Raw genomic sequence first — 25,757 nt, forward strand, 5'->3', positions numbered from 1 at the left:
ATAGGCCAGGTATGGACGCGGGGAATGCCCGTGGAGTTGACTGGTACTAATAGTCCGAAGGCTTACACTTTTATGACTGAGTTTGTTTGTTGTTTGCGTCCACTGTATGGTTTTGAGATAACAACCCAAGGGTTGAATCAGCGAGGGGTTCTAGAGCTAACGCTATAGAACCCCTCGCTTTTTTGTACCCAAAAACTGCTTTTTATAAAAATAGAACAAATATTTTATATATTGTGCGGTTAAAAATACCCCTCAGCTCAGCCCGTAGAATCAGAGTATGACACTCACCGAGCAAGAAGCACACACCTGGTTCAGAGCCGCCGGGGCTCCGCTAGTTATCCCTGCGCGAGAGCGTGCGCGATGGACTCTCGCCCGTTCCGCCCCGCTTTCTGCCTGGCTTATAGTTTCCTCCTTCACCTATCTTGCTCTGCTGTGGGGCCTAGCCCAGCTTGATGTTGAGGCGCAGGACGGAGGTGTGCCGGTAGACGTGCCAGACAGCGTCCTGACGCCCATCTTCATTGCCCTAGCCCTCGTGCCGCCCATCTTGCTCCTGGCCGTGCCCTGGGCCGTATCGCGCTTACTAGAGCCCCTGCCCTTCTGGCGCCAAACCCTAATTGGTGCGCTGCTTCTGCCTCTAGCGGCTTTCTCCATGCTGCCGCAGACTGTCCGCTGGATAGGGCTGGCAGATGTTGCTGACGCCTTTGCTGCCGGTGACGTGCTCTGGATCTTGGGAGCTACGCTCCTTGCTGTTTACCTGGGCCTGGATTCCCTGTGCTATTGGGCGCTTCGGCAGGTTGTGAAGGAGTTGGCTGCTCTTTCAAGCATGGTGGTCAAGGTGCTGCCGGTGCTTATGATTGCCGTGCTCTTCTTTTTTGTGAACGGCGATATCTGGCGTGTGGCGGCGGCTTTGAGTATGCAGCGTACTCTGCAGGTGGTGGCTATCCTGACGGTGCTGAGCTTTCTGGTTGTTTCGTCGACAGTAACCGAGAAGACCCGCCGACTGCTGGGTGCCCGTAAAGGGGATAAGGTGGAGGAGTTTACGGACGCCGAGTACGCGGGTGCTGCTCTGCAGGCTGGGGACAGGTGGCGTCAGGAGCTTGAAAATTTGCCCGCTGCGGGCTTGGGCCGCCCGGCTGATTTTAGGTGGGGCGAGTGGAATAACCTGGTACTTCTTCCGATTGTGGTGCAGATGATTCAGGCTGTACTTTTTGCCGGGGTCGTTTTTCTGTTTTTTGTTTGGTTTGGCACGATCGCTATCCCCGATGCCACCATTACGAGCTGGCTGGGTTTTGAGGCCTCTAAGGTGACCCTGTTGGGTGTGCAGTTCCCGTTTACGGACGTTTTGGTGAAGGTTGCGATGGTGCTGGGGGCTTTTGCTGCCCTTAACTTTGCTGCGCAGACTAGCACGGATTCCCGCTACGCGGAGGAGTTCTTGGAGCCTGCCATTGGCCAGGTGCGGCGCACGGTCATGGTGCGAAATATCTACCGGGCTCGTCACGGCAGTAGAAGGTGTTGACCTTTTCTCTAGAGGTTTGTCAGAATGGACTCTACGAGGAGGCTTGTCGATTAGCTTTCTCCTAGATACAGAAAGTCAACGATGACCGTATAATTTTTTGCCTTCAGGCTCGACGCCATCCTATCAACTCGCTTGCAGAGATAAGCGGGAGGGTAAGTGTGCCATGGCGCAGGCCTTTCTAAAGAGACACAGCATGATTCTTTAAAGCCGCCATATGCGGCGGCTTGTTGTCTTGAAGGTAAAAATGAAAACTTTAATTTCTCTTTCGCGTTTTTCCGTTGTTACTTTTTCTCGGTTTTATACTGTAAACCCTTTGCATGCCTGGATAGTAATAATCTCTTTAGTGCTATCTCCAGCACTAGGGGTAGTAGTTTCTGCCATGCCCGGAGTGGCCCTTATCTGGGTTCTCGATGGTTCTGAACCTGTCTCTTTGGTTGTACTGATTATGGGCTACAGCCTGCTCTGGCTTTTATCCCGAGGGCTTACCTACGTGGTTTATCCGCTCTATGGAGCTCTCGAGCAGGCTGCTCAAACTGAGATAGCTCTGGAGGCATTGAATCATACCTATTGTTCTTCACGTCCGGCTCGTGCACGGCAGGATGATGGAGAACTGGCCTACGCTATTGACGGTCATATGAGTGCATTCCGTGAGGTGTTAGGAACCCTTCTTCTCGCTTTTCTGCCAGCAGTGAGCGTCCTTGCTAGTGGAGCTATAGCCCTGAGTTTTGTCGGCGGCTGGCCGGTAGGCATCCTTTATGTCCTGAGCCTCGTGCTCTTTATAGTCCTGAGTATGCCCCTTATTAAACGTCATCAGCAGGTACAGGGGGCTTTCTACGCATCTGCTCTCAAAAACTTTGGAGTGCTCAGCAACTATGTGGCCTATTGGCGGGAAGTCGCTATTTTTGGGCTACATGGTCAGACACGTCGCAACTATCAGAAAAGCCGTATTGTGGTAGAAAAAGCCGGGGTGCAGTCCTACCGAGCTACGCGCAACCTATATTTGGGGCAGACCCTGTTCCTAGCCTTACTTCTAGCCGTTCTTATGGGTGTCTACGCAGCTCTTAATAAAGGCCAGGAAATGGACATGGTGATTTCCGGTCTTGTAGCTCTCATTGGAGTGGCTCTTTACTCTATTCAAACTGTGCAGGATATAGGGTTCGGCCTATCATCGCTGGGTGTGGCTATGGCTAAGCAGGAAGAGGCATCGCGAGCGGTACAAGGGAAGGGGGTGCAATTAGGGCAAGAAGCTATCGAGATAGGTCAGCTTTGTCAGTTGGTAGCTACTCGTAGGCGGGGAATTATCTGGCTATGTGGAGAAAGCGGGTCCGGCAAGACCAGTTTGCTTGAAGCCCTGCTAGGGTTCCGCGCAGTTGCTGATGCTGAAGTAGTGCCACTGGATACTTTTTCGACTGTGCGGTATTTGCCCCAGAGTACTAATCTGATTTTTGATACTGCCTATCAGGTGATTCAGGCAAATCGTGCCCTACCTGGTGAAGATATAGACCGTATGCTCAGAGAGCTAGGGCTGCCAGACTTCACCCGGGCTGGCGGGAGGTCTAGTGATGCTGTAGCTGGAGAGGGAAACGCCCTTTCTGGCGGAGAAGCAAGGCGGGTGGCGCTCGTCCGTACCCTGCTTGGGCCCCAAGATTCTCTTGTCGTGCTCGATGAGCCGACCACGGGTGTCGGTTCTGGACACCGTGATGCTGTCTGGCAGCAGATACGGCAGATAGCTGAATATAATCTGGTTGTCGTGGTCACCCACGACGCTGATGCCCCTACCGAGTCCTCAGATACCTACCTACAGGTCGGGCAGGTGCCTTAGTGCCCGAACATGACCTTGTAGGCCAGGAAGAACATGAGGGCGGCGATTCCTGCGTCCAGCACGCGCCAGGCACGGGGGTTGGCAAAAACAGGACGCAGGAAGCGGCTGCACGAGGCCAGGAGGGTAAACCAGATAGCGCTACCGGTGACCGTGCCCGCGTAAAAAAGCCAGCGGTAGTCGCCCTGCTGCGCCGCAATGCCACCAATGAGAACAAAGGTATCGAGGTAGGTGTGGGGGTTGAGGTAGGTCATGGCAGCAGCAATGAGCAGGGCCTTCCCCAGGGTCTGCGGCCCGGAGTCTTCGCTGGTGACCTTCATGGCGGACGGCCGCAGAGCACGTTTCGCAGCCATGGCACCGTAGATGACGAGGAAGGCTCCGCCACCCCAGCGCAGAATCTCCAGTACCCAGGCGGCTGAGTCCACCAGGGAGCCGATTCCCAGCACTCCCAAGCCGATGAGCAGGGCATCAGAAAGAATGCAGAAGATGGCAATGGGCCAGATGAACTTGCCGATGATGCCCTGCTTGAGTACGTAGGCGTTCTGGGCACCGATAGCCACAATGAGTGAGAGCGAGGTGCCGATGCCAAAGAGGACGTGGGGGAGGATTTCTGCGATAGTCACGAGAATCTATCGTAGGTGACCAGCATTCATAAAGCTATCTAATGAAACTTCAATAGCATAAGATGTTCTTATGATGCGCTTTACGACCGACCAGCTCCAAACCTTCGTCACCGTCATTGAATACGGCACCTTCGACGCAGCCGCCGATATTTTAGGCGTCAGCGCCTCTGCCATCTCGCAACGCGTCAAGGCAATGGAACAGCTGGCCGGGCGGGTACTTCTCAAGCGCACTAACCCCGTGGCTCCCACCGAGTCGGGGCAAAGCGTCCTGCGTATTGCCCGGCAAAGCGAATTCCTGCACGCAGAAATGGAGCGGGAACTCGGCGGTAGTGAAGAGGGGCAGAGCGTAGCTGTGGCCGTCAACGCCGACTCCCTAGCCACCTGGTTCCTCTCGGCCGTTGCAGAGCTGGCCGCCCGCGACCGCATCTTCTGCGACGTGCGCCGAGAAGCCGAGTACCACTCGTCCGCCCTGCTGCGATCTGGGGAAGTGATGGCTGCCCTGACATCGCGCCCCGAACCTATCGCCGGTTGTTCCGTTGAGAAGCTGGGGGATATTCGCTACCGCGTGGTTGCCTCCCGCGACTACCTGGCGCGCTACTTTCCCGCCTACCCGCAGGTCACCGCCGAGCAGCTAGCACTTGCGCCGGTGGTGGAGTTTGACCGCAAGGACTTTGGGCTAGCGTCCGCCCGGGGCCTGTTGCTCGACCGCTTCGCGGTGGAACCTGACTCCTGGCAGAGCTCACCCACCATCTACCTGCCCAGCTCACCCGACTATGCGCGGGCCGTTCTGGGGGGAATTGCCTGGGGTATTTTGCCCGAGGTGCAGGCCCTTGACGCCCTTGCCTCCGGCGACCTGGTGGAGCTCGCCCCCCAGCCGGTTGATGTGCCACTTTACTGGCAGCACTGGAACATCAGCTCCCCCGTGCTCGCCCGGCTGAGCGAACGGGTGTACGCGGCAGCTGCGGGTGAAGGGGTTCTGCGATAGCCCCGCCGGCTAAAATTTTCTTTGTAAAATTTTTTACCGCACAGCTTGCACGAGTAAAACTTTACTTGTAAAGTAATAACTGTTGAAAACAAACCGTACCGCTTGAAAGGCATAATCATGGCAGAACTCACCGCAGGCACCTGGAACTACGACTCAGCACACTCAGAGGTAGGCTTCACTGTCCGCCACGCAGGCATCACCAAGGTGCGCGGCACCTTCGAACAGGTCGACGCCCAGCTCGTCATCGCTGACAACATCGCAGACTCCACCATCAAGGCAACCGCACAGATCGCATCTGTTAACACCAATAACGCTGATCGCGACGGCCACCTGCGCAGCGCAGACTTCTTCGATGCAGACGCCCACGCCACCATGACCTTCGAGTCAACCTCCTTCGACCTCGACGGCGAAGACCTGACCATCGCAGGTAACCTCACCATCAAGGGCGAAACCCGCCCCGTCACCTTCACCGGCGAATTCACCGGTGCAGTCGTTGACGCCTTCGGTGTTACCCGCGCCGGCGCATCTGTCTCAGCAACCATCTCCCGCAAGGACTTCGGCATCACCTGGAACGCCGCAGTTGAAGCCGGTGGCGTGCTGGTCTCAGATAAGGTCGTCATCAACCTCGATGTAGCCTTCACCGCTCCCGAAGCGTAATCAGACTCCCAGCGTGAGAACGCTGACGAGATAAAGCACACTGCTTGAGGCATATACCCAAGCCAAGGTGCAAAATCAGCTGAACTCGAGCTGATAGGTGTTGTGTAGCCCTGCCCTTCCCTGCCTTACAGTAGGGGAGGGTAGGTTGCTTTAAGGGAAAGGATGCTCGTGGTCAGCTTCATGGAGAGACACCAGGTGGTGCTCTACCTGCTTGCCCTGGCAGTGGGGCTTGCGGCGTCCTTTGTGCCGGGGGTTGCGGGTCTTGCTCAGCCGCTGGTTACCCCGGCCCTTGGTGTGCTGCTCCTGGCCACCTTCCTAACGATTCCGCTCCGCGGCCTTTTGGAACCCGGGGCGCTCACCGGTTTTACTAAAACCCTGCTGGCTCTCAACTTTCTTCTAGCACCCCTGGTGGTGGCGCTACTTCTGCTGGGGCTTCACCGGTTTGTGCCTCAGGTGCCTGATCTTCTGGTGTTTACCGCAGCACTTGTGCTCCTGGCACCCTGTGTAGATTATGTAGTGACCTTTACCGGTCTTGCGGGAGGCGCCCATGCGCGCCTCCTGTCGTGCACCCCGCTCCTGCTCCTGGCGCAGATGTGCCTTATTCCTCTGTGGCTTCTGCTCTTCCGTTCCGCCGGTATCTGGAGGGGGGATTTTCTAGCTGACGGCACCCTCTGGCAGGCCCTGCCGCAGCTGGTAGCCGCCCTGGCGGTGGTGGTAGTCCCCCTGCTGGGCGCGGCCCTTATTCAGGGAGTAGGTGGGCACCTGCAGAGATATTCTGAAGATGCAGCAAGTGTTTTAATGGTGCCGCTGATGGTGCTGGTGCTTGCCCTCACCCCAGCTGCTCATGCCGTTCACGTCACCCAGCTCGCCTCGTATCTTATGCCCCTGGCATGCTTATATGCCATATACGCCATATGTATGGGGTTGCTTTCTAGCTCCCTCCTGCGACGCTGGGGCAGGGTCCTGCCCGCACCCGAGCGGGTCGCCCTCACCTTTTCAGCCGTCACACGGAATGCCCTCGTGATACTGCCCCTGGTCCTCGGCCTTTCAACCGCCCTAGCCGACGAACCGGCGTCCGCCCTCATGCCCCTGGCGGTACTCACCCAAACCCTGGTAGAGCTCCTAGCCCTTACCGTGCTGGTTGCCCTCTACCGCACACAAAAATCCCCGCTACCGGAAGCCGGTAACGGGGAAACGACAGAAGCGCAGGCACCTTAGCCCGCCACCGCCTGCCACACAAAATAAATAGCCACAGCGGCAACCACACCAAACAGCGCCCACCGGCGCAGCTTGGTCTCAAACCGGGCGGCACGAATATCGGCGCGCTGCTCCAGCGTCTCGTTCGGATCAACCGGCGCTAAGTTCGAGGGGTTGGTTGTCTCAGGTTTCTTCTCAGCCACAGCGGCACCCTAGCGCCAGCGGGTGGTCATAACCAGACCCACCATCATGAAGCCAATGCCGATACCGATATTCCAGTTACCGATACCCGGAATCGGGTACACCGACTGGGAAATGTAGAAGGTAATAATCCACAGCACGCCAATCACAATCATGGCGAACATAATCACGCGATACCAGAGGGGGGTCGGCGACGGGAAGTCATCGTCGCTGTACATCGACTCAGCAACGCGGCGCAGCTCCGCCTCTTCAAAATCCTCGTCACGAATAGACTTCGACTCAGCCACTTTTCCTCCAGTAGGGGAGCACGCTCCCGGCAGTTTACAAAATATACGGTCAGAGACGATTTTAACCGTACCACCTGAAAAAGTTCTAACATTAAACAGTCCCCCGCAACCGTCCCACGCCGAGGTGAGATGTGACCACAGCAGCCCCCACCGCTAGCCGCCGCGCGCGTCCCCCTGCTAGCCGCACCCCCCTGCAATGGGTTATCCAAATCGTCGGTGAACTTCTGATTACGGCGGGCCTTATCTTGCTCCTGTTCGTCGCCTGGCAGCTCTGGTGGACCAACATCGACGCCAACCGCACCCAGCAGCAGGCCGTCGACAGTCTCATCCAAGAATTCAACAGCGGCAGCGGACGCCCCGGCCCCGCTACCACCGGCAAGGGGGAGAACACCGAGGGGGCGGCGTCCGAAAACGTCGTACCCGACTACGACCCCGCCAACCCACCGGTTGCCACCCCGCCTGCCTACGGGCAGGCCTACGGCGTGGTCTATATTCCCCGCCTGGGCCAAAACTACGCCCGGCCCCTCGCCGAAGGCGTAGGTACCGATGTGCTCGACACCCTGGGCCTGGGGCGCTACCCCAGCAGCCAGATGCCCGGCGAATACGGCAACTTCGCCCTGGCAGGTCACCGCCAAACCAACGGTGCAGTGCTCGATAATATCGACCTGCTCCAAAACGGCGACAACATCTACGTGCGCACCGCCGAGGGCTACTACACCTACCGGGTCTACGAGCACAAGATTGTGCTCCCCACCCAGATAGAGGTCATCGCCCCTAACCCCGACCAGCCCGAAGCGCCCCTCGCCGACGCAGACCGCCGCCTACTCACCCTCACCAGCTGCCACCCCCGCTACGGCGATACCGAACGCTACATAGTTCACGCCGAATTCGTCAGCTGGCAGCCGGCTGAAGCCGGTGCCCCCGAAGAAATCGCCGCCATCGCCGGCTAAAGCCAACCACCGCCGTCCACCCCAAGGAACCCCATGTACACCTGGATTTTCCGCCACCTACCCGGCCCCCTGTGGCTGCGCATCATCATCGCCATTGCTCTCATAGCTGCCGCCGTCTACCTGCTCATGGAATACGTCTTCCCCCACTTCGCCGAGTACAGCCCCTTCAACACCGACGTGACCATAGAGCAATAAGCACAGGACGCCCGCCTCACCCCGTGCGATAGAATCAAGACACCATCACGAAAGGGCAGGTGCCATGACCAAAATCCTCGTCATCGATAACTACGACAGCTTCGTCTTTACTCTGGTCGGTTACATCCAGCAGCTCGGCGCTGAAACCACCGTCATCCGTAACGATGAACTGACTCTTGACGAGACCATCGCCCTCGCCCAAGAGCACGACGGCGTGCTCGTCTCACCCGGCCCCGGCAACCCTGCTGAGGCGGGCGTCATTATCGACGTCATCAAATGGGCCAAGACTGCTAACAAGCCCCTGCTCGGCGTCTGCCTGGGCCACCAGGCCCTCGCCGAAGCCTTTGGCGGGGTTGTGGGTCACGCTCCCGAGCTCATGCACGGTAAGACATCCCAGCTGGTGCACACAGGCCAGTCCGTATTCAAGGGCCTGCCCAGCCCCTTCACCGCCACCCGCTACCACTCCCTCGCCGTTGAACCTGCCACCCTGCCTGCTGAGCTAGAGGTTACTTCCAGCACCGATAACGGCATCATCATGGGTCTGCGCCACGTTACCGCCCCCCTGCACGGTGTACAGTTCCACCCCGAATCGGTACTTACAGAAGGTGGCTACCTCATGCTCGGTAACTGGCTCGAAGAAGTAGGCCTAGAAGGGGCCGCAGCCCTGGGTGCGACCCTCTCTCCCCTCATTGAACCAGCAGCCTAACACCAGCTTGATAGCCCAAAAACCCCTATAAGAAAGCCGCCCTCCCCACACATGGGGAGGGCGGCTTTCTTATAGGTTGAGCACGACCTAGTCGTTGTTGTTACCGCTTGCGCTCGCTGCTGCGCTCGGGGTTGCCTGGGCAGTGGCCGTAGCGGCAGGCTGGGTGGCCTGGGCCGTAGCCGCTGCACTCGGTGCGGTAGTAGCTGCCGCACTGGGGGCGCTGGTTGCCACAGGGGCAACCGCCACGCGAATAGTCACGGTTGAACCCTGCTCAATCAGGGTTCCGGCAGTGGCACTCTGTGAGATAACGGTGCCAGCGGGCTGGGCGGTGGTGGTGACGGTTTCGATATTGGTGCTCAGCAGGGTATCTGATGCGGTCAGTGCTGCGATAGCGGCATCGCGGCTCAGGCCGACCAGGCTGGGGACCTCAACCTTACCATTGGAGAGAATGATATCGATGGTCGCTCCGGCATCGGCCTGTTCACCGGAGCCGGGGGTTACACCAACAACCATGCCCGCGGGGATGGTGGGGCTGTTGACGGTGGTGGTGCGGCCGGGCACGAAGCCAGCGTTCGTGAGAGTCTCACGCACGTACTGTTCACTCTGGCCCTCAAGGTTGGCAGGTACGGTCAGTACAGCCGGGCCGGACGATACCGTCACAACAATCTCACTGCCCTCTTCAGCTTCGAGGCCGGTCACGGGGGAGGTCTTGATAACTGAACCCTTGGGGATGGTGTCGGAGTGCTCTTCTTCGAACTTGAGCGCGAAGTTCAGGTTACGCAGCTGGGTTTCAGCCTCTTCCTTGGTGAGCCCCTGAACCGCAGGAACCACGTGCACGGGAACCTCGTTGAGCTTGGCCTGGTAGTAGAGCACAGAGCCTACACCGAAAGCTGCCAGCAGGAGGATGAGCATAGTGGTGAGAGCCTTGCTCCAGGCGCTGCGGCGGCGCTTTTTGCGGGCCTTAGCAGGGTCCTGACCGTAGCCGTAACCGTAGAGTTCTTCGTCGGTGTATTCAGACTGGGCGTTGTCGAAGAAGCTGCCAATGCCGGCTTCTTCGGTTTCGCGAGGAGTGGCGGCGACAGCGCCTGCTGCGGCGCCTGCGCCCAGGGTAGCCGCACCGAAAGCGGTGGTTGCTTCGGTGGGGTCCTGGTCGCTACCGGTAAGTATGCTGCTTTGGGCATCTTTGAGGGCGGACGCGAATTCGCCGGCGCTCTGGTAACGGCTGGCAGGGTTCTTGGCCAGGCCCTTGAGCACAGCGGCATCGAGAGCAGGGGAGACCTCTTCTGAGGCGAAAGCGCTGGGCGGCTGAGGCGTCTCGCTCAGGTGCTTACCGGCCAGTTCTACGTTGGTGGGGGCGTCAAACGGTGAACGCCCAGCCAGCATCTCGTACACCACGCAGGCAGCCGAGTAGACATCGCTGCGGGCATCGACGGTCTCGCCGCGGGCCTGCTCGGGGGAGATGTAGCGGGCAGTGCCCATGACCGTGTTGGCCTTGGTCAGGGCGTCACCAGCTTCTTCGGCGGCGCGGGCAATGCCGAAGTCCATGACCTTAATCTGACCGGGCTCGTCCAGCTCACGGTCCTCTGCTGTCTGGGGCAGAATCATGACGTTGGCGGGCTTGATATCGCGGTGCACGATACCTGCGCTGTGGCTGTAATCGAGAGCCTCAAGAATCTGCACACCGTAGGCTAGGGCCTGGGCCTGGTCGACCTCGCCGCGAGACATGGCGTCGCGCAGGGTGGTGCCTTGAACCAGCTCCATGACCATGAAGGGCACAGAGACCTCGGAGCTACCTACCTGAATATCGAAGGAGCCGGTGTCGTAGACACCCACGATAGAGCGGTGGTTGAGGGCCGCGACGGCCTCTGCCTCGCGCTGAAAACGGGCGCGGAAGATGACGTCCTGAGCATGCTCAGTCCGTAGAACCTTGAACGCAACCTTGCGCCCCAGGCGTGTATCAACCGCCTCGTAGACGGTCGCCATGGCGCCGGAGCCGATAACGGCCCCGACCTCGTAGCGCTGATCGATAGTTTCAGGAACCTGCTGGTCCATGTATTCACCCATCATTTCCGGTGGAGTTTAGTTGCCGGTTGAATCAGCACTCGGTGAGGCTGAATCGGAGCCGGTGGTTGACTGTGATGCTGAGGCGCTCGGCGATGCGGATGCACTGGCTGCGGGGGCCTTGGCTACGTAGACGTCTACGCTGCTCCCTACCTCAACGCGGGACCCCGAGGTGGGGCTGGTGCGGAGCACGGTGCCTTCGCGGGCACTGCTGCTTTCTTCAAAGTGAATCTGCACGTTCACGCCGAGGGCGGTAATCGCGTTGATGGCCTCTTCAGAGTCTGTACCCTCCAGATTACTGGGTAGGGTCACTGATTTGGGGCCGGTGGAGTACTGCACGGTAATGGTTTCGCCCACTTCTACGCTACCGGTAGGTGAAACGGAGAGCACGGTGTCTACCGCGGAGTCGGAGGTGACGCCGGTGGTGCGGGTTGAGAAGCCCATGGCGGTGAGTTCGTTGACGACCTCATCGAGGGGGCGGCCCTCGAAGGAGGCTGAGTCAATCTCTACCCGGGTTTTCTCGGTGCTGGTTTCGCTGGCACTGGGTGTGGGTGAGACACTGACGGTTGAGACGGTACCCGAGGCGGTGGGGGTGCTGTCGCCGGTGGTGCTGGAGCGGTTGCTACCAGCTAGTACAAACCAGACGACGGCGGCAATGAGGAGCAGGGCAAGCACCAGGGATACCCAGCCCCAGGGGCTCTTCTTCTTTGCCGGGGGCTCGGCTGCCGGGTAGGCGGCAGCGGCCGGGGCGCTGGGTACACGGGCGGTGGTGGGCTCGGGTTCGTAGTGGGCTCCTGAGCCAAACCGGGCCGCTGCGGGAGCCACGGCGGTGGGAGCCGTCATGACCTGGGTGGCCTGGGTATCTGCCCCCTGGGGCAGGAACTTGCCCAGGGGCGGTACTGCCTTGATGGCGGCCGGGATGTCGCGGCGGCGGATGGCGTCGATAGCGGACGCCAGCGCGGTGGCGGTCTCGGGGCGGTCCGCCGGGTCCTTGGAGAGCAGGCACATGATGAGCGCTGCTGCGGGGGCGGGGACGTCCTTGGGCAGGGGCGGCGGCGGATCGTTGACCTGTGCCAGGGCGATGGCGATCTGCGATTCGCCGGTGAAGGGGCGCTTGCCTGCCAGGCACTCGTAGCCGATGATGCCCAGAGAATACATGTCTGAGGAGGGGGTGGCCTGCTGGCCGGTTGCCTGCTCAGGCGCCAGGTACTGGGCGGTGCCCATGACCTGGCCGGTGGCGGTCAGGGGTACCTGGTCAGCCAGGCGGGCGATACCGAAGTCGGTGACCTTCACCCGCTCGTCCGGAGTGATAATCAGGTTGCCGGGCTTCACGTCGCGGTGCACGAGACCCTGGGCGTGGGCGGCTGCCAGGGCGCGGGCGGTCTGCGCCATGATGTTGAGAATGCGGTCAGCAGGTAGCTGCTTGTCGCGCTCAATGATGTTAGACAGCGGCTCCCCGGGAACGAGCTCCATGACCAGGTAGGCAGAGCCGTCCTCTTCACCGTAGTCAAAGACGTTGGCGACGCCGGGGTGGTTGAGCAGGGCGGTGTGGCGGGCCTCGGCGCGGAAACGCTCCAGGAAGCCGGGGTCGCCCGTATATTCCTCTTTCAGAATCTTTACGGCGACGGTACGGCCCAAGACCTTATCGCGCGCCTTCCAGACCTCGCCCATACCGCCAATCGCGATACGCTCGGTCAGGGTGTAGCGACCACCAAGAGTCACATCTACCGAAGGCCTCACTTGTTCAACACCGCCTCAAAAAGTTGTTTACCTGCGGGAGCAGCAAGCTGCGCCCCTGTTGTGACGTCTACACCTTCATAGACTACCGCGATAGCTACCTGCGGGTCGTCAGCCGGAGCGAAACCGGTGAACCAGGAGTTATTCAACCCGGTGTCTCCAATTTCAGCGGTACCGGTCTTACCGGCCACCTGAACCCCGCTCACTGCGGCGCCCGAGGCGATACCGTTGCTCACGCCGTTTACCATCCACTCTGTTACCTGGTTAGCGATATCGGCTGAGGTGGAGCGTCGTAGCTCCTCAGCTGAGAACTCGTACAGCGAGCTGAGGTTGTGAGACTTAACCGACCTAATCAGGTTGGGTTTCATCTGCACACCGTCGTTCGCGATAGCTGCGCTCATCATGGCAACCTGCAAAGGGGTGGTCTTCACATCGTACTGACCAATAGACGCCTGTGCTAGCTGGCTGTCTTCCATGTTGGTCGGGAAGACCGACTGTGACACGGTCAGGGGAATCTGGAGGTCTTGCCCGTAGCCAAAGTTGCTTGCGGTCTGGGCGATGGTTTCCTCTCCCAGGTCCATGGCAATCTGGGCAAAGGGGGTGTTGCAGGACTGCGCCAGGGCCCACTCGATGGTGGCGGACGTGCGGGTTGAGCACTGGCCGCCGATGTAGTTGGGCAGGGTGACGGTGGTGTTCGGCAGGTTCAGGTTCTGCGGGTTGGGGATCACCGAGTCCGCATTGTATTTACCCGATTCGAGGGCGGCTACGGCGTCAATAATTTTGAAGGGTGAGCCGGGTGCGTAGGTGTCGCCCGCGATAGCGCGGTTGTAGAGCGGGTGGTTGGCGTCCTCATTGAGGGCCGCGTACTGGGCCAGCACCGACTCGGCGTTGTGGGACGAGAGGGTGTTGGGGTCGTAGGAGGGGGTGGACACCATAGCCAGGATTTCGCCAGTCTTGGGGTTCAGCGCCACGATGGAGCCCTTGTAGCCGTCCAGTAGGTCATAGGCCAGCTGCTGCAGCTGGCTGTCGATGGTTAGTTCAACGCTGGCCCCCTGGGCTGTGTTGCCGGTGAACATCTGGGCCAGGCGGTCGTAGAACTGGGCATCGGAGTTGCCAGAGAGCTGGTCGTTCATGGCAGATTCCAGGCCGGTTGCCCCGTAGATGGATGAAAAGTAACCGGTGAGCCCCGCGTAGAGCTCGGGCTGGGAGTAGGTGCGCTGGAAGGCGTAGCCGTCGTTTGATTCTACGGACGAGGCAATCTCCACGCCGTCCACCACGATAGAACCGCGCTGGGAGCCGTAGCTTTCATAGAGGGTACGCGAGTTCCAGGTGTTGGCCTGTAGGTTCTTAGCGTCAAAGAATTGGATGTAGGTCAGGGTGCCCAGCAACATCACGAAGACGCAGGCCGCAGCGATCCATGCCCGGCGGATAGCTTTATTCACCGCGAGCACCTCCTGAACGGTTGGTTTCGGTAATTCTAGAGATGACGGACGTGGCGCCCTCGGGCTCGTAGCCCTCGTAGTCGATGCTGTCTGCCTCGTCGAACTCTTCTACCACGTGCGGGGCACGGGCGGTGTGGGAGATGGCAAGCAGGATGGCTACGATGACCCAGTTCGAGAGTAGGGAGGAGCCACCGGCGGACATGAAGGGGGTGGTGAGGCCGGTCAGCGGAATCAGGCGGGTGACGCCGCCAATGACCACGAAGAGCTGAATCACGATGAGGGCTGAGAAACCGGCGGCTAGGAGCTTACCGAAGGCATCACGGGTGCCCAGGGCCGCGCGGAAACCGCGGGAGACCAGCAGCAGGAAGAGCATAAGAATCGCTCCCAGACCCAGCAGGCCCAGCTCTTCACCGAGGGCGGTGATAATCATGTCTGAGTTGGAATACGAGACGAGGTCGGGCCGTCCGTTGCCCCAGCCGCGTCCGAACAGGCCGCCAGAGGCCAAGCCGAAGAGGCCCTGCACGATCTGACCCGAGCCACCCAGGGGCTGGTTGTAGATTTCGGGGTCAAAAGCGTGCACCCAGGAGTTGATGCGGTAGTAGACGTGGGAGATGTAGTTGTAGGCTAGGACGCCGCCGGCGGCTACAAAGAGCAGGCCCAGGGCAACCCAGGTGAGGCTTCCGGTTGCCAGGAAGAGCATGGCCAGGAAGATGCCAAAGAAGAGGATAGCCGAGCCCAAATCGCGCTGGAAAACCAGCACCGCCAGCGAGACAAACCAGGCGATAAACATGGGAGCCAGGTCTTTGAAGCGGGGCAGACGTACCGGGCCGATACGCTTACCGGCCAGCATGATCAGGTCGCGGTGGGTTGAGAGGTAACCGGCGAAGAAGATAGCCAGGGTAATCTTGGCGACTTCACCGGGCTGGAAGGTGCGGCCGCCGAGTGAAATCCAGATGCGGGCACCGTTAATTTCGGTACCGATGACCGGTAGCAGCGGCAGCAGGAGCAGCACAATCGAGGCAGCCAGAGAGATATAGGTGACCTTCCGCAGTACCCGGTGGTCGCGCAGGAAGAAGAGCACCACGGCTGAAGCAATCATGGCTACGCCGGTCCACATGAGCTGGGCCGCCCCCGCGTTAGCGGTGGTGGTCAGGTCGATACGGTAGATCATGGCTAGACCCAGCCCGTTGAGAGCCACCGCAATCGGCAGAATAAAGGGGTCGGCGTAGCGGGCCCGCATATACATAACGGCATGTAGTACCAGGGCGCCCACACCCTGAACGGTAAGAGCCTGTACCCACATGCGGTTCTCCAGGGCCGCTTCGGGGTCTACCAGGTACATGGAAGCAGGGCAGAGCAACACCGCGAGCACGGTGAGAACCAGTTCGGTCAGTCGGCGGGAGCGGGGCAGCTCAACCGCAGATGCGGCAGATGAAGCGCTCACTAGTTACCTCCCTGGGTAGTTGTGCTGGTATCGGGTGTTGGGCTGGTTTCGGACGCCGGGCTCGGCTCACCCGAGGCACTGGCAGAGGCGCTCGGGGTGGGCTCTGCCGTGGTGACGGTTCCCGGTGTGACCGTAGCCGGTAGCTGGTCGCGCAGGTTCTGCACGATCTGCTCAGCCTCGTCCTGGCTCGTGGCGGTGATAGTGCTGCGCAGAAGCGATTGGGAGAACTCAGGTAGGGAGCTGACCTCAATATCGGTCTCTTCCACCACGCTGTTCAGGCTCACCGGCCCCAGGGACTGGTTGATGCCGTTGAACACCGTCACGTGGTCGTCCTTAACACCCACGTAGTATTGGGTTTTGGTCCACGAGAAGAAGCTCCAGGCGCTCGCCGCAAGAACCGCCAGGGTCAGGGCCACCACGAAGACCCGCATGGGCCAGCGGTGGGGCGACGGTGCCACCTCGTTGCTCAGGGCAACCCGGTATTCCTCGGGCAGCTCAGCAGGTTCCAGGGTCTGGGTGGCCTGCTGCTGCGAGAGAGTGCTGATGTTCTGGGCCGTGCGGGCTGTCACCGCTGGAATCATGCCGGTCTGGGTTGCGTTAGCGGCAGCTCCCACCAGGTCGTGGGGGCGCTCCGAGAGCTCCTGGCGAAGGACGGACGCCGGGGTCGGCTCGCCCTCCCCCTCACCGCTGGCGGGGGGTACGGCGTCCACCCCGGCCTTGACGGTCATCGTGTTGAGCACGCCGTCGGTGAAGGATTCACCGCGCCACTTGCCGTGGCGCAGGGCGTTGCGCATCTTGGCGTGCTGGGGCATGCGGCGGCGCCAGGGGGCGCGGTGCTCGCCGTCCTCGTCTACCGGCTCACCGGCGTCCGCCCCCTCTGCCTCGCTGTCGCTGGAGGTGGGCTCAGCGGCCTCCTGCTCCACGGTGGGGTAAACCCCCACCAGCTCTCCGTCCTTACCGTACTTACGCACCGGAATAATCGGCTGCGGGGCGGTAATCGCCGCAGATAGGGAATCCTCGCTAATGACCTGCAGGGCCACCACGGTCACGTTATCGGGGGCGCCGCGTTCCAGGGTCATGTCGGTCAGAATATCGACCACCTGCTGCAGGTCGCCGGTGGAGCGCATGACCGCCTCAATCTCAGCTACCTGCACCACGGCGTCCAGGCCGTCAGAGCTCAGCACCCATTTCTCGCCCACCACGGCGTCCAGGGTGCGCAGTTCAAGCTCGGGGCTGGCGTCCACATCGCCCAGCACGCGCATAATCACGTTCTTGTGCGGGTGGGCCTCGGCCTCTTCGGGGCTAATACGCCCTTCCTGTAGCAGGCGCTGCACAAAGGTGTGGTCGGTGGTGACCTGCTCAAACACCCCGTCGCGCAGGCGGTAGGCACGTGAGTCACCAATGTGGGCCATCTCGATGCGGTCCCCGTCAATGAGCAGGGCCGTGCAGGTGGTACCCATGCCCGCCAGGCGCGGGTTCAGGGCTACCAGCTCATTCATGATGATATTGGCATTCACAATCTCATCAGCCAGATACACCCCGGCATTACCCTCAAAACCGGCCCGGTCAAGAGGGGTCAGATCAAGCACTGTGGTGGCCGACGCGACGTCGCCGCCCACATGCCCGCCCATGCCGTCGGCAACCACCGCCAGGTAATGGCCCGCATACCCCGAGTCATCGTTTTTAGAGCGCACTCGCCCCACATCGGAGCGGGCCGCAAAACGGAAAGCGATACTCATGCACTAGGCTTTCAGCTGCATGGTGGTACGGCCAACCCTAAAGAGCTGGCCAGCCTCAATCGGAGTAGCACGGGTCAGGCGGGTATCACCCACAAAAGTACCGTTGGTTGACCCCATATCTTCAAGGAACCAGCGTGACCCCTGCGGGAAAAGACGGGCGTGGCGACCCGAAGCGTAGTCGTCCTGAAGGGAGACCTCAATATCGGTGGCTCGACCAATGGTCACCGGGCTATCGCCCAGGCGCATGGTAGCCCCGGCCTGGGTGCCGTCCACAATGGTGAGCAGGGACGGACGGGCAGGCGGGGCAGCCGCCGGTGCCGGGTGGGCAGGAGTTGCCGGAGCAACCGGCGCATCAACAGCGGCGTCCTCAAACTGAGCCCGCGCAGTGCGGATATTACGCCCCACACCCAGATCGCGGCGCGACGCAGCAAGAACCATAAAAATAAACAGCCACAGCAGGCCCAAAAAGGCGAAACGTAAAACCGTCACGGTAATTTCAGATGCCACAAGCTACCCCTTACGAACCATCAGACGGAAAACAATACGGGCCCGGCCCATCTCAATCACAGAACCGTTGCGCAGCTCAGCACGGCCGTGCAAGCGCTTACCGTCGAGGTAAGAACCGTTCGTGGACCCCAGATCAACTGCCAGATAGGTGCCATCCTGCTCCACAATATCGAGGTGGCGGCGGGAGACACCCGTATCTTCAACGGTGATATCTGCGTTCGACCCGCGCCCCAGGGTGACCGGCAGATCGCGCACGACTACGCGCTCGCCGTTGATGTCGAGCACCACCTGGGGGGTGGGGGCGGGGCGGTGAGACTGCGGCAGCTGGTGGGCGGGCACAGGCTCGGTGCGCGGGGGCGCTGCTGGGCGGGTAATGCGCGTGGGAACTGACTGGGGTGCGGACGCCGGGTGGGCAGGTGCTGCCTGAGGAGCCGGGGCCGGGGCGGATTCGTCCTGCGGAGCCTGCATCTTCTTGACTGCGCTGGTGACGTCGAAGCTGCCCGGTTCAAGCTCGTTGTTGAGCGAGAAGGTCACGCGCACCGCCCCGCGTAGGGAGTAGCCCTGGTCGCGGGCGTGGCGGATGACCACGTCGCAGAGCTCTTCAGCCAGGGGCACACCCCACTGCTGGGCCCGGGAAAAGTCACTGGCAGAAAATTCGGCGGTGAAGTTATTGGGGGCGATGGTACGCCCGGACGAGACGGAGAAGGCCTTGTTGTCCATCTCGGTGCGGAGCCGGTTGGCAATATCTACCGGCTCAAAAGTGCCGCCCTTGCTGAAGGTGCCACGCACGGCCTTTTCTAGGCCCTGTTCAAGTCTGTCGATGAACCCCATGCTTGCCTCCTTCAACACAAAACTACGGGCGCACCGCGCCGTGTTCTGCGGGTGCTCGAGCTGATTCGCTGCGCAGGGTGTGCGCACAGCCTAAGCTTCTAGTCTAGTGGATAACCGTAAAAACTCCCCGGGAAAACCTGGTAAAGCCCTGCTATCTCACGGGTTTGAGGGTGGGGAGCGGACGCCCGCGCGCCGGTTTTGGGTGCCTTATAGGCTTGTGTGTGGTTGAGGACACTTAAGAGCGGTTGGACATCTTCTTGGGGGTGTGTGTATAGTTATCTTCGTTGCTCATTCAGCAACGGTAAAAAAATGAATAATGCGCAAGTGGCGGAATTGGCAGACGCGCTGGCTTCAGGTGCCAGTGATCGCAAGATCGTGGGGGTTCAAGTCCCCCCTTGCGCACGGTGAAGAAAAACCCGTTTCCCTTAGTGAGAGCTAGAGGGAGCGGGTTTTTTCGTGCCTGAAAACAGGCCCGCCACGTAAATACCACGTAAAGGCGTAGGCCGTCGCATGTACGTGGATATCTAGTCTAGGGGTATGAAGATCACGTAAGGGAGCAGGGGTTCAATGTATTTGAGTTAATTAATTGCTAGCCTCTTCGGAGGGGAAAGCGAGCCCGGGCGGTAGGTGTGAGTGCGGTTGCAACGGGATCTGGGTTTGTTGCTGGTGCAGGCACCGCTATCGGCGGTGTGGTCGGTGGTATTGCTGGCGGTATTATCGGTGGCTGGGCTGGGGAGGAAGCCGCTAAGAAATTGAACGTGGATGATGGCATGGCTGACTTCTTCGGCAACATATATCAAGGAATAAAAGGATAAATACACCGTGGTACCTTTCGAAATAACATCAGCACATGTTGGTTGGATTGGCTTGAGCCTTATTGGTCTTGGTGGCTGGGCTCTCCTTGGCGCAGGAAAAAACCGCACCTACGCCCTCACCAAAGACCCCTTCTGGATGGACCTCTACCTATTCATTCTTGGTGCCAGTGGACTCTTCTTCTCAATAACGTTTATTTCATCAGTCATGATGAACTATCTCGGCAACGAGAACCCGCTAGTCTTATTCGTAGGTTTAGCAGGTATTGGGTCTCTGGGGTGGCTGGTGTTGACCTGGGGCGCAGCCTCCTTCACCACTGCCCCCTTCATCGGCCCCCGCCCCCGCTGGTGGAAAGAAACCCACCACACCCTCTACGCCTGGACCCGCCACACACAACACCACCACATCCACGCCACCCGCCTCTACCGCATCCCCACCCCCACAGCACCACCCACAGAACCCATCACCAACATCCGCACAACCAACCAACCCTACGCCATCGAACTCTCAGCCTTCACCAACACCCACACTAGCTTTAAGCTCTACCACCACTTCGTCCCTTCCAACCCCACTCACCGCTATACCCTCAGAGGAACCATCACCGGCCCCTTCACCTTCACTGGTCAAGTGCCCACCCAGTATCTATCAGCACAAGAGCTTCACTACCGCAAGTCCATGTACTTTGAACAAGAGCCAAATCTTGAACCAACCCGTACACGCACCGTTGAGATGTTTGTGGATAAGAACCTTTTAAGTTTTGTGCAGGTACCGGGTGAGGATTATGTGCGGCGTCACAGTTGGGTGGTGTCCTTTGCTAACGTTTCTGTGGATGATGTGCAGATAAGTGTTCTTGAGTCAGGTCAGCTGCGCATGGTGGTGGGTGAAGCCGACCCGGTATCTGGGGAGTCGTTTGTGTTTGTGTCTGAGGATAGCTGGTGGAATACAGTAAAGAGCAAGAGGCCTCAGGGTTTGGTCAAGGCTCTGGGGAAGAAGAGGTGGTTGCCCTTGTCGTTCGGTTCCTTGGTGCGTAAACGTTTTGAAGGTGAGGTGTCCATAGTCGAGGATCAAGTAGCAGGCACTCGTGATGAGGTGGAGTATTATTCGAGGCAGGCAACTCGATGAAGTGGAACGATAGGTGTAGGGGTGTTCGGATGCGTCGGTTGGTGGCGTCTTGTGTGGGTGTGTTTGTGGTGGTTGTTTCCGGGTGCTCTGTGGGGAGCGATTCTGGTGTGAATGTGGAAGCCGTGCGGGATGATTTTCGGGTAGCGGTTCAGGAGACGGTAGAGGCTACCGGATTAGGGACAGAACACTTTGAATGGAACGGCCGCAAACCTTATTCTGAAGTTTCTTTTGAGCCAGGTCAATATCGCGCTACTGGGTGCGGAGGGAATGCTAAAGACGGGTTTGAGTATCACTATGCTGCTGTGGTTGAAGGGGATAGGAAATACACGGCCACGGAGTGGGAGGTGCAGTCTGAGAAGGTTCGTGCCCGGTGGGAGTCTTTGGGGTGGGAGGTGAAGAATGTTGCTCCGGGAACGAGAGATGCTCCGGGGATTACGATTGGTGCTTCTACTCCGGCGGGTGTGACGGTGTTGTATACGGTTAGTGAGGGCGGTGTGGATTATGTGAATGTGGATTCACCGTGCTCTGCTGAGATTCCGGCCCCGTCGTCGTCGGCTTCTGTCTCGTAGCTTTGATGTTGTTGGGGTGTAATTCTATGGCTAAGTAAAACCAAGGCTTTGTTCATGCTGATACCACGAGTCTTACCTATGGGGTGCGAGCTTCTATGGGTTATTCCGAAGATCTCCAGAAGAAGTTTTATCAGCCTTGGTATTTTGAACAGGATTTTAGGGGGGAACCCGTCTTGAGACGTGTCACTGCTGATGATTTAGTAGACGGGAAAGTTCCCACGGACTTGATGCAGAAAATTAAATCGTCTCAAGATATAGCGCAATCAGATTTAATTAATGTTGAAAGTAAGTGAGATGAGGAAATTCAGTGAAAAAGAATTTGGTTTTTTTGAATCTATTAGCGGTGGGGTTGGTTAGTGTGAACGTATTGTCGGGCTGTGGCGATGCTGAGAAGGATAAATCGTCAAGTTCTGCTAGTAGTTCAACAGCAAACGGTAGCGAGATGGAGCAGGAGTTTCGCGATATTACTAAGGGAACTCTTAAAGCTGCTGGTACTGATCCGTTGACTTTTCGCCTTGCTGATGATTCTGATTTTTCGCTGGAGAAGTTTGATGCTATGGATCCTGTGGGGTATTGCGGTCAAACAGATGCAGGTGAAGATCAGGGTAGTTATGGAGTGATTCTTGAGAATGACGTGAACTATTCTGCTACAGAGTATGAGAAGAAGGTAGATGCAGTATGGGAATACTGGGAGTCTTTAGGCTTACAGCCTAGCAACTTTAGTCCAGCAGATAACGCGCGAAGTATTCGGGCTCAAACTGCTTTAGGTGGTGAAGTAACGTATATGGCTTCGGAGCATGGCGAGTATGTTACCTCTGATTCTGCGTGCTCAGTGAAGATTGTTGTACCTGATAACGGCAACTGGTAAATCAATTTCGAGATACCTCTGCAACGTGGCTATGGATGAGAGGGCTGTCTTGTGTTTATACGGACATCAGTAATTGGCTGGCTTGATATGTACTGTTATACGTACGTGGTTTAGTTCCGACAATTGTTTTTTGTTTGTTTTCAATTTACGGGAGCGGAACTAAACCCAGTACATATCACACCACGACTAACAGGTTTCTTACCCTCCACAGAATTACCCATACTCGTCCTCACCTGCCCCAGGGCCTCCATACCGCCCCGTCATCTAGCCACCAAAACCAGAACGTAACCGCCTCAACTCCTTAAACTTACTCCCACCTATCGAGGCGTATACCAGCAATCCCACCAACCAATACGTTCCAGCATTAAAAACCAAGAATAACGAGAGAACTACGAACCCCAGCACTACGCTGATTAAACCCAGCGGCATATAGGTTAGTAAAAAACCACCCGGTGTTTTCACGCGCCCTGCAAGAAATGTCGCCAAAGGTGTATTTAGTCCCGCAATAATAACCGCAGCGATAAGACCCAGTAACATTTTCTTCTCTTTCTTTAAATGGTGTTTCAGATTATTTTATGCGAAAATTTGTTAACTGAATCCAACTTACTCAACAGGTTGAGTAGATGCAATACCAAAAGAACTCAACGCATCAGGAAACTGCACAAACTTAGTCACAAACACAAACTTTTTCCCTTCATGAGCCTGCAGAAACTCCAACAAAGCTGCATCGTTCATGTCCCGTGGATACCTTGTAGTCGTGATAACAATATCCCCACAGTCACTACTCTCAATGTGTATAGAACGATACGCGGTGGGCCCACCGTTTCCCCCTGAACTACTGTTGAACTTTGCGGAATCTACGGTACAGACTTGCTCTCCTTGGAATAATTCATTGAGAACAAATCGCGCCCCGAGACCAACAAAAAGAAGAGCAGAGCAAATTGATAACAAAATAACTGTAACTTTGCGCCATGGCGGGGTTTCCGCCCATGATATTCGTTGTTTTGACATTAAATTCCCTACGGTTGAACTAACTTTTTTATATCTCCAGGATTGGAAATTATTCCCTTGGCCATCTCTTCAATGCCCTTTTGGGCAAAGTCATCGTTCTTATTTTCATCGGTAGTAGTAACTGAATTGTTGATTCCGCCTGCGGCAAACTCAGTGCCACGAGTCAGACCAAACTCAGTAATATCCGCTACCTTCGAGTTTCCAGAAACCAGCCCAGGAACAGCGACCGTAGCAACACCAGTCCCCATACCCACACCACCAGCAAACACAACACCCCTCATATTCCAGTCCTCCCGCACCTGATAATTATCCGTATTCGGCATCGTATACTGCAACGCATTACCTGCCCCACCAGCACCAGCACCTTGAACAGCTCGCCCCGTAACAGAATCCACAAACCTAGAACCAGCAAAATACTGAGCCTGATCATAGTAACTAGCAGATGAACGCAAAAGATCATCACTAGCAGACCAGGCAGCAGAAGCCTGACTAAAGGAAGCCTGAGCCTGCGCAGTAGAAATCTGTACCTGCCGCTGGGCATAAGTACGAGAAACTATTCTCCACCGTGGAAGATCGTCAGCCCATTGCGCCCATTGAGCACCGCGTGACCAAGCTGCTAACGCATCATCTGTCAGCGCAGCCGCACGGTTAGCCTGAACTACGCTACCAGCAAAGGCAGTTGCGCTGTTTGAGCTACTTATCGTGGAGCCTAAAGCTCCTATTCCTTTGACCGCTAGACCACCAACACCACCGGCGATTCCACCGAATACGGCGTCTTTTAGGACAGCATGCCAGTTGGTGGAACCGTCTGCGTTTTTATTTGTCATTGAGGAGATACCGCCTGAAATCAGAGCGCCGCCGATTATGCCTCCAGCAACAGGTCCTAGGGCTACGGTTGCGGCGATTCCGACTCCAACCATGACAATTCCTTGCCAGTTGTCTTTGGTCCAGTCCCACAAGCCAGCAACTCCGTCTGCGAGGTTGCTACCTACCCGCGTCCAGGCTCGGTTACGAGTATTGGACTGGTGATACTCCCGAAACTCCCCAGCCGTCATCGGAGACAAACCCCACGGATCCACCAAACCCACCGGAGCATTCCCCACAAACGCATACACATTCGCACCCCAACCAGCACCCACCGGCGACACCAACGGATCAGGAGACATAAACCCACGCACCTGCCAGTCATACACACGAGCCCCCAGAATCTCCAGACCAGCAACCTGCAAAGACCCAGCAACCGTCACCCCAAAACCAGGGACAGCAGCAGAAGACGAAGAGGAGGTAACAGACACGGTGGTATCCGAGAGACAGGCGAAACAGAAGAAGAAAGGTTCTAGTAAACAATCAGGACGACGCCGTCCCTGGCTATGAGGATAAAAGGAAGGCGGTGCTGGCACCCAACAAGACACCAACACCCCGCATCACCTACAAACGATACCCATACCCCAGTGCATAATCCCCCTCAGCAGGTAACTGAAAAGGAGGAAACACCAACACCACCTGCTGACCCCGATACCCATCTAACTCAGCAGCCATCTCATCCCAAGACCCAGCATGAGAAGGAGACAAAACCTTAGAAACATAGACAGTTCCGCACTCCTCCGTACGAATCTTCAACTTCGTACTTGAAGTCGATAAACCACCAGTACCACTACGACTACTTGAAACCTCAGCAGAGACAATGGTGCATTGCTGATCCACAGCATTAGCCTGCCGGTACTTCTCCCCTAAAGGAATACCTACAAAAATAAATATCGATACCAGAAACGCTAGAGACGAAAAAATCTTCTGCTTCCGCGTCTGACCCGAACCTTTTGTTTTAGAATTTCTTGCCATCATTCCCCTACCACTTTCGGTGTTGCCGCTCGAATACTATCAGCAGCACCAGAACTCACCATCCCAGAACCACCGCTCACAGCAGACTTGAAACCATCCTTCAAAGCATCAGATATCTTCAGCTCTTCTTCCTGCGGTGTCACTGCATAATTACCCATACCCAAACCAAAATCAGCAGCCCTATCTATAGCAAAGCCTTTCACACCGTTAAGACCCTTCTCCACTAAGCCGGCATCAACACTAGCTCTACCAATGGCCTGCTGCCTCAACGGCGTCACCCTCGGCGACAACACCCCAACCCCCAAACCAGAAACCGTCGCCCGAACATAACCACCCACAGTATGCTCCTGAAAATCACCTAAACCATACGCCAAATTATTACTAGCCACATTAGAAGTAACACTCTGCACCGTCTGACTGATATGTACTGGGTTTCGGTCACACCCACCACCCAAAAAACTAACACATCAAACAACAGCAACTAAAGCATCATCCACCACCTCCTAAGGACCCCTGGGCCTGACCCCTGGAAAGTAGACACGTCGGGGGTTAGCTATGCTGCTTGGGTCAGTGTAGCTGATGTGAGTGCTTCGAAGTCATCGGGGGCTAGAAGGTTGCACCAGGAGTGTCGTCTGCGT

Annotated in this window: 26 protein-coding genes and 1 tRNA gene; 12 read left to right on the plus strand and 15 right to left on the minus strand. The window is 57.7% G+C overall.

What is annotated here, in order from left to right; genetic code table 11:
• Nucleotides 1–277 precede the first annotated feature (277 nt).
• Nucleotides 278–1,516 carry a hypothetical protein gene (locus L6963_RS11310; protein ID WP_237207701.1) on the plus strand — a complete coding sequence of 413 codons (1,239 nt, stop codon included), beginning with the start codon at nt 278–280 and terminating at the stop codon, nt 1,514–1,516.
• A gap of 214 nt (nt 1,517–1,730) precedes the next feature.
• Entirely contained in the window at nt 1,731–3,338 is a 1,608-nt protein-coding gene (locus L6963_RS11315) for an ABC transporter ATP-binding protein (protein WP_237207700.1), read from the plus strand.
• Here the strand turns inward: L6963_RS11315 and L6963_RS11320 are convergent.
• Nucleotides 3,335–3,958 (minus strand): LysE/ArgO family amino acid transporter, encoded by a 624-nt coding sequence (locus tag L6963_RS11320; RefSeq protein WP_237186468.1) that lies wholly within the window; start codon nt 3,956–3,958, stop codon nt 3,335–3,337. The two genes, L6963_RS11315 and L6963_RS11320, sit on opposite strands and share 4 nt — an antisense overlap.
• Nucleotides 3,959–4,028: 70 nt before the next feature.
• On the opposite strand from L6963_RS11320, the gene L6963_RS11325 reads away from it, so the two are divergent.
• From L6963_RS11325 to L6963_RS11335, 3 genes are all read left to right on the plus strand, one after another.
• Nucleotides 4,029–4,943, plus strand: coding sequence for a LysR family transcriptional regulator ArgP (locus L6963_RS11325; RefSeq protein ID WP_237186466.1), 915 nt, complete (start codon nt 4,029–4,031; stop codon nt 4,941–4,943).
• Between the two features lie 117 nt (nt 4,944–5,060).
• Entirely contained in the window at nt 5,061–5,600 is a 540-nt protein-coding gene (locus L6963_RS11330) for a YceI family protein (protein ID WP_237207699.1), read from the plus strand.
• A 162-nt stretch (nt 5,601–5,762) separates the two neighbouring features.
• On the plus strand, nt 5,763–6,818 hold the full coding sequence (locus tag L6963_RS11335) for an arsenic resistance protein (RefSeq protein WP_237209162.1): 1,056 nt from the start codon (nt 5,763–5,765) through the stop codon (nt 6,816–6,818).
• Here the strand turns inward: L6963_RS11335 and L6963_RS11340 are convergent.
• Entirely contained in the window at nt 6,815–7,000 is a 186-nt protein-coding gene (locus L6963_RS11340; protein WP_135012635.1) for a long-chain fatty acid--CoA ligase, read from the minus strand. The two genes, L6963_RS11335 and L6963_RS11340, sit on opposite strands and share 4 nt — an antisense overlap.
• A gap of 9 nt (nt 7,001–7,009) precedes the next feature.
• Complete coding sequence (locus L6963_RS11345) at nt 7,010–7,285, minus strand: cell division protein CrgA (RefSeq protein WP_237186461.1); 276 nt, start codon at nt 7,283–7,285, stop codon at nt 7,010–7,012.
• 131 nt (nt 7,286–7,416) lie between these two features.
• Here L6963_RS11345 and L6963_RS11350 point away from each other — a divergent pair, with 131 nt between their 5' ends.
• From L6963_RS11350 to L6963_RS11360, 3 genes are all read left to right on the plus strand, one after another.
• Nucleotides 7,417–8,235 (plus strand): class E sortase, encoded by an 819-nt coding sequence (locus tag L6963_RS11350; RefSeq protein WP_237207697.1) that lies wholly within the window; start codon nt 7,417–7,419, stop codon nt 8,233–8,235.
• 33 nt (nt 8,236–8,268) lie between these two features.
• A complete protein-coding gene (locus L6963_RS11355) occupies nt 8,269–8,430 on the plus strand; it encodes a hypothetical protein (protein ID WP_237207696.1) in 162 nt (53 codons plus the stop codon).
• Between the two features lie 64 nt (nt 8,431–8,494).
• Nucleotides 8,495–9,136, plus strand: coding sequence for an aminodeoxychorismate/anthranilate synthase component II (locus tag L6963_RS11360; protein ID WP_237186450.1), 642 nt, complete (start codon nt 8,495–8,497; stop codon nt 9,134–9,136).
• A gap of 87 nt (nt 9,137–9,223) precedes the next feature.
• Here L6963_RS11360 and pknB read toward each other — a convergent pair whose 3' ends face one another.
• Genes pknB through L6963_RS11400 form a run of 7 tightly spaced genes read right to left on the minus strand, consistent with a single transcriptional unit; the run spans nt 9,224 to nt 18,897 of the window.
• Nucleotides 9,224–11,188, minus strand: coding sequence for a Stk1 family PASTA domain-containing Ser/Thr kinase (pknB, locus tag L6963_RS11365; RefSeq protein WP_237207695.1), 1,965 nt, complete (start codon nt 11,186–11,188; stop codon nt 9,224–9,226).
• Between the two features lie 27 nt (nt 11,189–11,215).
• Nucleotides 11,216–12,937 (minus strand): protein kinase domain-containing protein, encoded by a 1,722-nt coding sequence (locus tag L6963_RS11370; protein WP_237207694.1) that lies wholly within the window; start codon nt 12,935–12,937, stop codon nt 11,216–11,218.
• Nucleotides 12,934–14,376, minus strand: coding sequence for a peptidoglycan D,D-transpeptidase FtsI family protein (locus tag L6963_RS11375; RefSeq protein WP_237207693.1), 1,443 nt, complete (start codon nt 14,374–14,376; stop codon nt 12,934–12,936). The genes L6963_RS11370 and L6963_RS11375 overlap by 4 nt, the downstream gene beginning before the upstream one ends.
• Nucleotides 14,369–15,820, minus strand: coding sequence for an FtsW/RodA/SpoVE family cell cycle protein (locus L6963_RS11380; protein WP_237207692.1), 1,452 nt, complete (start codon nt 15,818–15,820; stop codon nt 14,369–14,371). Before L6963_RS11380 ends, L6963_RS11375 begins: the two co-directional genes overlap by 8 nt.
• Nucleotides 15,820–17,559: a PP2C family protein-serine/threonine phosphatase gene (locus tag L6963_RS11825; protein ID WP_272878959.1), complete on the minus strand. Its 1,740-nt coding sequence runs from the start codon at nt 17,557–17,559 to the stop codon at nt 15,820–15,822. Before L6963_RS11825 ends, L6963_RS11380 begins: the two co-directional genes overlap by 1 nt.
• Nucleotides 17,560–17,562: 3 nt before the next feature.
• Complete coding sequence (locus L6963_RS11395; RefSeq protein WP_185173720.1) at nt 17,563–18,066, minus strand: FHA domain-containing protein FhaB/FipA; 504 nt, start codon at nt 18,064–18,066, stop codon at nt 17,563–17,565.
• Nucleotides 18,067–18,069: 3 nt separating this feature from the next.
• Nucleotides 18,070–18,897: an FhaA domain-containing protein gene (locus L6963_RS11400; protein ID WP_237207691.1), complete on the minus strand. Its 828-nt coding sequence runs from the start codon at nt 18,895–18,897 to the stop codon at nt 18,070–18,072.
• Between the two features lie 318 nt (nt 18,898–19,215).
• On the opposite strand from L6963_RS11400, the gene L6963_RS11405 reads away from it, so the two are divergent.
• The 4 genes from L6963_RS11405 to L6963_RS11420 all read left to right on the plus strand — a co-directional run bounded on the left by L6963_RS11405 (nt 19,216) and on the right by L6963_RS11420 (nt 22,269).
• Nucleotides 19,216–19,299, plus strand: a tRNA-Leu gene (locus L6963_RS11405).
• Between the two features lie 227 nt (nt 19,300–19,526).
• Nucleotides 19,527–19,712 (plus strand): hypothetical protein, encoded by a 186-nt coding sequence (locus L6963_RS11410; protein ID WP_237207690.1) that lies wholly within the window; start codon nt 19,527–19,529, stop codon nt 19,710–19,712.
• 52 nt (nt 19,713–19,764) lie between these two features.
• Nucleotides 19,765–20,832 carry a hypothetical protein gene (locus L6963_RS11415; RefSeq protein WP_237207689.1) on the plus strand — a complete coding sequence of 356 codons (1,068 nt, stop codon included), beginning with the start codon at nt 19,765–19,767 and terminating at the stop codon, nt 20,830–20,832.
• Between the two features lie 876 nt (nt 20,833–21,708).
• Nucleotides 21,709–22,269: a hypothetical protein gene (locus tag L6963_RS11420; protein WP_237207688.1), complete on the plus strand. Its 561-nt coding sequence runs from the start codon at nt 21,709–21,711 to the stop codon at nt 22,267–22,269.
• Nucleotides 22,270–22,533: 264 nt separating this feature from the next.
• On the opposite strand, the gene L6963_RS11425 is transcribed toward L6963_RS11420, so the two are convergent.
• From L6963_RS11425 to L6963_RS11440, 5 genes are all read right to left on the minus strand, one after another.
• A complete protein-coding gene (locus L6963_RS11425) occupies nt 22,534–22,806 on the minus strand; it encodes a hypothetical protein (protein WP_237197841.1) in 273 nt (90 codons plus the stop codon).
• Nucleotides 22,807–22,872: 66 nt separating this feature from the next.
• A complete protein-coding gene (locus L6963_RS11830) occupies nt 22,873–23,004 on the minus strand; it encodes a hypothetical protein (RefSeq protein WP_272878958.1) in 132 nt (43 codons plus the stop codon).
• A 284-nt stretch (nt 23,005–23,288) separates the two neighbouring features.
• Nucleotides 23,289–24,575 carry an RHS repeat-associated core domain-containing protein gene (locus L6963_RS11430; RefSeq protein WP_237207687.1) on the minus strand — a complete coding sequence of 429 codons (1,287 nt, stop codon included), beginning with the start codon at nt 24,573–24,575 and terminating at the stop codon, nt 23,289–23,291.
• Nucleotides 24,576–24,708: 133 nt separating this feature from the next.
• Nucleotides 24,709–25,122 carry a hypothetical protein gene (locus L6963_RS11435; protein ID WP_237207686.1) on the minus strand — a complete coding sequence of 138 codons (414 nt, stop codon included), beginning with the start codon at nt 25,120–25,122 and terminating at the stop codon, nt 24,709–24,711.
• Nucleotides 25,119–25,508: a hypothetical protein gene (locus L6963_RS11440; protein ID WP_237207685.1), complete on the minus strand. Its 390-nt coding sequence runs from the start codon at nt 25,506–25,508 to the stop codon at nt 25,119–25,121. Before L6963_RS11440 ends, L6963_RS11435 begins: the two co-directional genes overlap by 4 nt.
• Between the last annotated feature and the right edge of the window lie 249 nt (nt 25,509–25,757).

The sequence above is a fragment of the Rothia nasimurium genome (genome assembly GCF_928392795.1).
Classification (GTDB): Bacteria; Actinomycetota; Actinomycetes; order Actinomycetales; family Micrococcaceae; genus Rothia; species Rothia nasimurium_F.

Excerpts from the sequence above, each read along its gene's own strand:
- L6963_RS11435 (WP_237207686.1), bottom strand. The coding sequence starts at position 25,122 with ATGATGGCAAGAAATTCTAAAACAAAAGGTTCGGGTCAGACGCGGAAG.
- L6963_RS11830 (WP_272878958.1), bottom strand. The coding sequence starts at position 23,004 with ATGAACGATGCAGCTTTGTTGGAGTTTCTGCAGGCTCATGAAGGGAAA.
- L6963_RS11355 (WP_237207696.1), top strand. The coding sequence starts at position 8,269 with ATGTACACCTGGATTTTCCGCCACCTACCCGGCCCCCTGTGGCTGCGC.
- pknB (WP_237207695.1), bottom strand. The coding sequence starts at position 11,188 with ATGGACCAGCAGGTTCCTGAAACTATCGATCAGCGCTACGAGGTCGGG.
- L6963_RS11425 (WP_237197841.1), bottom strand. The coding sequence starts at position 22,806 with ATGTTACTGGGTCTTATCGCTGCGGTTATTATTGCGGGACTAAATACA.
- L6963_RS11330 (WP_237207699.1), top strand. The coding sequence starts at position 5,061 with ATGGCAGAACTCACCGCAGGCACCTGGAACTACGACTCAGCACACTCA.
- L6963_RS11360 (WP_237186450.1), top strand. The coding sequence starts at position 8,495 with ATGACCAAAATCCTCGTCATCGATAACTACGACAGCTTCGTCTTTACT.
- L6963_RS11325 (WP_237186466.1), top strand. The coding sequence starts at position 4,029 with ATGATGCGCTTTACGACCGACCAGCTCCAAACCTTCGTCACCGTCATT.
- L6963_RS11335 (WP_237209162.1), top strand. The coding sequence starts at position 5,763 with ATGCTCGTGGTCAGCTTCATGGAGAGACACCAGGTGGTGCTCTACCTG.
- L6963_RS11400 (WP_237207691.1), bottom strand. The coding sequence starts at position 18,897 with ATGGGGTTCATCGACAGACTTGAACAGGGCCTAGAAAAGGCCGTGCGT.
- L6963_RS11310 (WP_237207701.1), top strand. The coding sequence starts at position 278 with ATGACACTCACCGAGCAAGAAGCACACACCTGGTTCAGAGCCGCCGGG.
- L6963_RS11825 (WP_272878959.1), bottom strand. The coding sequence starts at position 17,559 with ATGAGTATCGCTTTCCGTTTTGCGGCCCGCTCCGATGTGGGGCGAGTG.
- L6963_RS11315 (WP_237207700.1), top strand. The coding sequence starts at position 1,731 with ATGCGGCGGCTTGTTGTCTTGAAGGTAAAAATGAAAACTTTAATTTCT.